Annotated in this window: 8 protein-coding genes and 1 pseudogene; 4 read left to right on the top strand and 5 right to left on the bottom strand. The window is 38.6% G+C overall.

Annotated features, from left to right (window positions below; genetic code table 11):
- The coding region (locus AC1M84_RS14075) for an NAD(P)(+) transhydrogenase (Re/Si-specific) subunit beta (protein ID WP_481595215.1) at positions 1-119 on the top strand (119 nt) is incomplete at its 5' end.
- Positions 120-368: 249 nt separating this feature from the next.
- Positions 369-1,299, top strand: a pseudogene (locus AC1M84_RS14080) (IS5 family transposase).
- 62 nt (positions 1,300-1,361) lie between these two features.
- Here AC1M84_RS14080 and AC1M84_RS14085 read toward each other — a convergent pair.
- The 4 genes from AC1M84_RS14085 to AC1M84_RS14100 all read right to left on the bottom strand — a co-directional run bounded on the left by AC1M84_RS14085 (position 1,362) and on the right by AC1M84_RS14100 (position 4,977).
- Positions 1,362-1,853: a GFA family protein gene (locus AC1M84_RS14085; protein WP_481595212.1), complete on the bottom strand. Its 492-nt coding sequence runs from the start codon at positions 1,851-1,853 to the stop codon at positions 1,362-1,364.
- A gap of 153 nt (positions 1,854-2,006) precedes the next feature.
- Positions 2,007-3,176: a zinc-binding dehydrogenase gene (locus AC1M84_RS14090; RefSeq protein WP_092768291.1), complete on the bottom strand. Its 1,170-nt coding sequence runs from the start codon at positions 3,174-3,176 to the stop codon at positions 2,007-2,009.
- Positions 3,177-3,329: 153 nt separating this feature from the next.
- On the bottom strand, positions 3,330-4,532 hold the full coding sequence (locus AC1M84_RS14095) for an MFS transporter (RefSeq protein ID WP_481595213.1): 1,203 nt from the start codon (positions 4,530-4,532) through the stop codon (positions 3,330-3,332).
- A complete protein-coding gene (locus tag AC1M84_RS14100; protein WP_481595214.1) occupies positions 4,525-4,977 on the bottom strand; it encodes a RidA family protein in 453 nt (150 codons plus the stop codon). Before AC1M84_RS14100 ends, AC1M84_RS14095 begins: the two co-directional genes overlap by 8 nt.
- Before the next feature lie 66 nt (positions 4,978-5,043).
- On the opposite strand from AC1M84_RS14100, the gene soxR reads away from it, so the two are divergent.
- Positions 5,044-5,544: a redox-sensitive transcriptional activator SoxR gene (gene soxR, locus AC1M84_RS14105; protein ID WP_035265311.1), complete on the top strand. Its 501-nt coding sequence runs from the start codon at positions 5,044-5,046 to the stop codon at positions 5,542-5,544.
- A gap of 53 nt (positions 5,545-5,597) precedes the next feature.
- Here soxR and AC1M84_RS14110 read toward each other — a convergent pair whose 3' ends face one another.
- Positions 5,598-6,521, bottom strand: a complete 924-nt coding sequence (locus AC1M84_RS14110) for a DMT family transporter (protein ID WP_481593319.1) — start codon at positions 6,519-6,521, stop codon at positions 5,598-5,600.
- 797 nt (positions 6,522-7,318) lie between these two features.
- On the opposite strand from AC1M84_RS14110, the gene AC1M84_RS14115 reads away from it, so the two are divergent.
- The coding region (locus AC1M84_RS14115; protein ID WP_481595216.1) for a hypothetical protein at positions 7,319-7,409 on the top strand (91 nt) is incomplete at its 3' end.

Below are 7,409 nucleotides of genomic sequence, written 5' to 3' on the forward strand. Positions count from 1 at the left end.
CAGGTTATGCGGGTCTTGATAATGACTTGTTCTATAACGACAAAACAATGATGATCTTTGGTGATGCGAAGAAAGTTGTTGAAGATATGACCAAAGCCATCAACGGTACAGGTCACTAATTCATAGCTTGTTTTTAAAAAACCACCTTCGGGTGGTTTTTCAGAATTTTACCCTAAATATATGTTTAGTCATCAGGATTAGATTTTAAGACTATATTAGGGACTGCTAGCTTTTACTGTTTAAAAATAACGATAAAGTAAAGTTTGATTGTCAAACCAGATCTGCTCGTCACTATGTCACGTACAATGTTAACTGGCTTTGTTGCACAAAGCTATTCTTAAGGGCTTCTTCAGCCATATAATTTTCAAATGAAGAAGCCTACACACAAAATCTACCGCACAACCAATTGGTCCGCATATAACCGAGCACTCATTAATCGCGGAAATATTGCCATTTGGTTTGATCCTACTACGCAATGGTATGCTCCATCAAAAGGCAAACAAGGACGAAATCAAACCTACTCCGACGCAGCCATCCAATGCTGCTTAATGATTAAATCCTTATTCCATCTGTCTTTACGTATGGTCACTGGCTTTGTGCAAAGTCTGATTAAACTTTGCGGATTAAATTGGACAGCGCCAGATTACAGTACGCTTTGTAGAAGACAAAAGTATATTGATATTGCAATCAGCTACCAAAAAAGTAGCTATGGGCTGCATCTACTCATGGACTCTACAGGCTTGAAGTTTCTAGGTGAGGGCGAATGGAAACGCAAGACATGGACCTGAATATCGTCGCCAATGGCGTATGCTACATATTGCTATAGATGCTGAAACTCTTCAAATACGTGCTATTCAGCTCACAACCAATAATATCAGTGATTCACAGGTACTTGGTGATTTACTTGATCAGATTCCACAAGATGAGCTGATTGACTCTGTTTATACCGATGGAGCTTATGACACCAAGTAATGCCGTCAGGCCATTGCAGATCGGCAAGCGCATGCGGTGATTCCACCTAGAAAAAATGCGAAACCATGGAAAGATACAAAGAGCAGCGCGCTAGAGCGAAATGAATTACTTCGAACAGTTAAACGTTTAGGTAGGACACTATGGAAAAAATGGTCAGGCTATCATCGCCGAAGTTTGGTTGAGACTAAAATGCACTGCATCAAATTATTAGGAGATAAACTCAGTGCAAGGAGCTTTGATAGCCAAGTCAATGAGGTTCATGCACGTGTAGCAGTCCTCAACAGATTTACGGAATTAGGTCGACCACTTACCCAAGTTACGCCTTAAATTTGGCTCAATTAGGGGCGCTTTGCCTTTCAAATCTTTGTGCAACAAAGCCAATCTAAACTTTAATGTTCATTTAAAGAGAATATTCGCTCTTTAAGCCCTGTTAAAATAAACTTAGCTGCTTGAGTTTGACTCTGGATAAAACCATTATATTTTGGCAAATCATCAGCTACATCTTGCACACGACGATGGTAAAAAATATGCATATTTTCAGGGGGAACTTGCGAGAAGTCTTTTAAGTTCCATTTAGGAATAAATACCAACTGATCTAATATTCCAAATTCAATAGAAGGGGAATGACATTGTTTGCATATCCCACGACGGATATTGGGTGGTGACTTCAAACGTTTAAAAATAGTCTGTTCAATATTCAAATCACAAACATCTTGTTTTAGAAATACCAAAACATCTGAAAAAGCCTTACCTGTATATTCTTGGCAAACTTGGCAGTGACAAATAAAATGTGCGATGGGTGCATGAGAAAAGCGAAAAGTATTTGCGCCACAAGAACAACTTGCTTCAACATTGAAAGGCATGTGATTTAAATTTGACATAAAACTTCCTTATTTAAGATCTATTCATAGATGAAATTAAAAATTTAAAGTTCGATTGAGTATCATGCAGGATGAATGAGGGAATCTGATGAAGTCTGAATCTTCTAGTTAAAATTCCATGAGCACTGATATCGTATAGAACCTAAAGAATATCTAAAGTGCACTGATATCAGATCCGATCTTTTTGGGGTCGACCAAAATTTTAGCGTGTTGTTCAGGATCACCTAAGGCCTGAAAAGCATCTTTAACTCCTGCAAGACCTACAACGCCCGTTATCAGAGGAGAACAATCAATTTGACCTTCAGCGATCATATGGAGCGCGTCTCTGAACTCCAGTGGCGTATAACCAATCACAAACTGGATTTCGATTTCTTTGTTTAAAGCCAAAGCGGGTTCGATGCTGTCGGATTGCATACATACACCCACACCGATAATTTTAGAAAATAATGGCGCACCGTTAATAATCTGTTGAAGGATGCCTGGCATCCCGACACATTCAAAAATCACAGGACGTTTGGGTAAAGCACCTAATTTGTCAGCCACACGCCACGCATGCCACCATGGAATATGCATAGACTGAATCTTTTCAAAAATACCGATCCCATAGTTAATCGCTTCAGAAGCATCACCCAATAAACCGTATTCTTTCCAACTCTCAAAAGGCGATGATTGTTTAGGATCAATGACGACATCTGCGCCACAAAGTTGAGCCAGCCGGCGGCGATTTGGTGAAAAGTCACTGGCAATAATTTTTTTAACACCAATCGCTTTGAGCATTAAAATGACACCTAAGCCTACTGGACCACAACCAATAACAATTGCAGGTTCTGATTTCTTTATTCTGCTCCGACGTACTGCATGTAAAGCAACCGCCATTGGCTCGGTCATTGCCGCAAGATCGGGATGTAATCCATTTGGCACCGCAAACATGAGTTGAGATTGCACCAAGATTTGTTCGGCATAACCACCAGAAGCTTGAGGGGAAAGACCAGTCGCTTGATAACACCACTGATCAACTTTCAATAGTGGCATCGCACAAACTAAGGTATCTATTTTAAATTTTTTTCTAGTTTTAGGACCATAATCTAGAACACGACCGCAAAATTCATGCCCCATGACAAAACGGTCTGTTGACTTTGCAACACCTTTTAGACCCACTTTAGCCGTAAGTTCATGCATGTGGTCACAACTATGTTGCATATGTAAATCACTGCCACAAATACCACATCGCACAACTTCTAATAAAGTTTGTCCTTGTGATGGTGTTAGATGGCTGACATCTTCAAGTGTTAATTCATTTTGATGACATACAACAGCTTTCATTCTTGTCCACGAATATTTTTTATAATGATAGTGAACAGTGTGTGTGATTACGCACAAGAGATACACAGCTTTAGAGGACTGAATGATGACTGCAGAGGCTAAATTATTGAAAAAGCCTCCATTTATAGAGGCTTAACATGCATATTTTATGAGCTAGCTGAGTTGGGCTCGATGATAACGTTGATCCACTAGTGTGAATAGTGCCGTACAACTGACCAGAATTAATCCTACGATACACGCCATTGCCCATCCACCATGATCCCAAGCATAAATTCCTAGCGCGGAACCACTTGCGCCACCAATAAAATAGCTGGTCATATAAAGTGAATTTACACGAGATTTAGCATCCGGTCTTAAATTAAAAATCACATTCTGGTTGCTACTATGCACCAATGCTAGCCCGAGATTCATCAGTCCAAAACCGATGATATAGCAACTTAAATAGAATGCACCTAAATAAAGGAATATCCATGCGCTACCTAGGATTAAAATGCCAAACCAAGTGATTTGTTTGACGTAACCACGATCGGCGATCTTACCAATTTTCTTGGTGGACAAGGCGCCAAATACGCCAACCAAAGTGACTAAACCCACCATGACATCTTCAAGAGAAAAAGAGGATTTAAGTAAAATAGAAATGGTCGAGAAGAGGATGCTCATCGTTGCAAATGCAAAGGCACCAATGATAGAGCGATAAATTAAACGAGGCTCTTCTTTGAGTAGCAGCCCCATGGATTTAAACACAGCAAAATAACTAATTTTAGAGCTAGGAATATAAGGCAGACGGATATTGAGTACTACAGCGACCATCAACATCAAAATTCCACTGACGATATAAATGAGCTGCCAATTAAATAAGTTGGATAACAAGCCAGCTAAACTGGTCGAAATCAAAATACCCACCAATAATCCGCTCATCAGTAACCCGACAACTTCGCCTGTTCGTTCTGGTCGAACCGCCATCGTGGCAAACGGAATCAAAATTTGTGCTGCAACCGAGAAAAGCCCAGTGATAATTGTGCCAGCCCATAACATATAAAGGTTGAGCGAAAAAGCACAAATAAATAATCCCACTGCTGCAAAGAACATTAAAAATGGGATTAATTTCGTTTTATTGAGAATATCACCAAGTGGTACGATAAAAAGTAGTCCGACAGCATAAGAGACTTGAGCCAAAGTAACAGTTAATGCCACATCTGTTGCAGGGGCATTAAAGTAAAGTTGAACAGAGTGAATTAAGGGCTGCGAATAATAATTAGCGCCTGCACAAATACCACAAGCAATGGCCATCAACCAAAGTAAAGCAGTGTCATTCGTGATGTCTTTTTTATTTAAATCGTCAAGATCGTTATACATGAATAAATGGCTCAGTGGATGAGGAGCAGTAAGCTGTGGCTTCGATTTCAATTTGCATGGCGTCTAATGCCAAGCGAGACACAGGGATTAGTGTGCATGCTGGGAAATTTTGATCTTTCCATATTGTATTCATTTTCAGATTTAACAGGTGATGTTTTTGTTGGTCAAAATTGACAATCAATACGCTTAGAACAGCAATGTTATAAAAGTCGATATGTGCATAGATGAGAGCGATTTTGAGATTTTCGAAGACTTGGTTGAGTTGTTCTGAATAATCAGTGGAATAATGTCCTTCGGCATTTTCACCACCTTGACCTGATATATGAACGACTGTGTTGAAGTGTTTGACCTCACAGATGTGGCTATATCCAAATTGCCTTGGGGAATAAAGCTGAGGTGGATTTTTAGTTGTTAAACTAAATGGTGGCTTATTTGGTTTTGTCATTCTATCTTCTCTGGATTAAGCTTAGAAAAGAATTATGAAAGCTCAACTTAACTTGAGGTCAAGAGCATGGAAGAACAAAAATTACAACAGTGGCTCAGTATAGGCGCGTTAGCTGCTCGAAGTGGTGTATCGGTCGCAGCACTCAGATTTTATGAAGACAAAGCTCTTATTTGGAGTGTGCGGACGGAAGGAAATCAACGGCGATATCCACGATATATGCTGAGAAGGATTGCCATCATCAAAGTGGCACAGCAGGTTGGGATTTCACTCTCTGAAGTGAAGCAAGCATTTAACATACTCCCTAAGAATAAAACCGCGACTAAATCAGATTGGACCGCATTATCGAGTGCATGGCAAAAAATTTTAGATCAAAAAATCTTAAATATGCTTCAACTTCGTCAACAACTGGATTGGTGCATTGGTTGTGGGTGCTTATCTTTAACTGAATGCCCACTAAGAAATGAAAATGATCAAATGGGGTCTACATCGTCGGGTTCCCACTTTGTTCCACTCGACATTAAATTTGACGATGATCAAGGGAAAATAGAAATTCACTATGAAGACTAAGTTTCATCGTGAAGTATTATTTTGAAATTTGAACTGTGAGGTTAATGTTGTCTTTATTTCAGTTTAGTTTTGGAAAGCGTAATCATCATCACACCCAATATATTCAGCGCACAACCAAACCATTGAATCATATTCATTGATTCCCCTAAAAAGATAGTTGCCAATATAATGGTCAGAATTGGACCAAGTGAACCAATCATGGCTGTTTGAGAAGCACCTAAACGAGCAATACTTTGCGCAATGAGAATAGTTGGAATCACCGTTACCCCAATGCCTAATGCAACACCATATCCGATTACTTCCATGGGTTGTTCAAGGATATTGGATACAGGGCTTGGCTGAGCAATAAAGTAGTGAAGAATCGTCCCTAAGCAGGCGATAGACATTGCTAAGCCCGTAAAATTCCACGATCCAAATTTTTGGATTAATTTTGGAGTCATCAATAGATAACTCGCAAAGCAAATCGCGCTTGCGAAAACTAAACTCACACCTAGCCAAAAATTACTTTCATGAGGCACATTGCTTTGTTCTTGGAGCATCACTATAAGCGTGCCGCCATAACTTAGTCCAATCGCAAAAATAGTCTTCATTGAAAGAGGATGTTTGAAAATTACACTTGATGCAATTACTGTCATGGTGGGATATAGAAATAGGATAATACGCTCCAAAGAGGCACTGATGTACATCAGACTCATAAAATCGAGCCAACTTGAAAAATAATATCCAATCAAACCAGCAACGAGGAGTAGGGCCCAATCCTGCGCTGAAAATCCGCGATTACGGTGTCGGTTCAACCAACAAATAAAAAGAAAAACGGGTAAGGCACTGAGCATCCTTAAGGCAACAAGCAATGTTGCATCAACATCTTCAGAAACTGCATAAGCTTGTTTGATTAAGATCGCTTTACTACTAAACAAGAATGCTGCCAACAGCGCACATAAACTCCCTAACTGAGTGGGAGTCAGCTTAAGTACCATAAATGTTAAAAATCAATTTTTAAGTAATGGAAGTATAAGCCAATCTTTATTGTAAGCTCTAAAATTCAATCTCTAATTTTCGCTAAATCACCTACCTAGCGATATAAGGCGTTTTGATTTTTTGTTTAAATGCATCATTGTGGTGCGTAATATGAAAAAAACAGTGGTCTATCAACCCAAAAAATACATCAAAAAAATATTTCAAATTTTTTTTGCACGGTTTGTAAGCATTCTTTTCAAGAATCAGTCAGCTTGTATTTCATGTTCAGCCAAAATTTAAGCTCAATTTTAAAACCAAGATTTATCTAAATTTTGTCTTATTTATAATTTTTAAGAATGTCGTGAGAATTTGAATCGATTAGTCTGATTTTTTGTCAATTCGGCAAATTGAGATTTATGAGAATGAAAGAAGCAACTAAAAATGTGACATGCACGGCGCTTTAACACAATCAAAAGGGATAAAAAGAAAGCTAAAAAATGTCAGAATGATCAAAGCTTAATAAAGTCAAGCTCCCTATACTGACGATAAATTAGAAAAAAGTTTCTTTTTTGTTAAAAAATGGATCGAAAATTGAACGAATCTGGAACTATTTTTTATGAAAATGATAGATCAAATACCATGAAATTTTGTGATGATTGTGAATCATGAGTTCAAAATGAGGGTATTTATTAAATAAATATTGGGTGGTAATTTAAAAAAGTTCAATTAGAATCCAAAAAATTCACATGAATACATCCAGGGGTATATCGCAGGAATGCGATATCTACTTTAAGAAAAATTAGCTTGAGGAATGCTCATGCAGATCGGAATCCCTACCGAAACTGTAGTTGGTGAAAGTCGTGTAGCTGCGACACCAGAAACAGTAAAGAAGTTAATTGGTGCTGGTC

The sequence above is a fragment of the Acinetobacter sp. 24-47-66 genome (assembly GCF_056779755.1).

Bases quoted from the DNA above. Each gene is read 5' to 3' on its own strand.
- AC1M84_RS14085 (WP_481595212.1), bottom strand. From the start codon at position 1,853: ATGTCAAATTTAAATCACATGCCTTTCAATGTTGAAGCAAGTTGTTCT.
- AC1M84_RS14090 (WP_092768291.1), bottom strand. From the start codon at position 3,176: ATGAAAGCTGTTGTATGTCATCAAAATGAATTAACACTTGAAGATGTC.
- AC1M84_RS14095 (WP_481595213.1), bottom strand. From the start codon at position 4,532: ATGTATAACGATCTTGACGATTTAAATAAAAAAGACATCACGAATGAC.
- AC1M84_RS14100 (WP_481595214.1), bottom strand. From the start codon at position 4,977: ATGACAAAACCAAATAAGCCACCATTTAGTTTAACAACTAAAAATCCA.
- soxR (WP_035265311.1), top strand. From the start codon at position 5,044: ATGGAAGAACAAAAATTACAACAGTGGCTCAGTATAGGCGCGTTAGCT.
- AC1M84_RS14110 (WP_481593319.1), bottom strand. From the start codon at position 6,521: ATGGTACTTAAGCTGACTCCCACTCAGTTAGGGAGTTTATGTGCGCTG.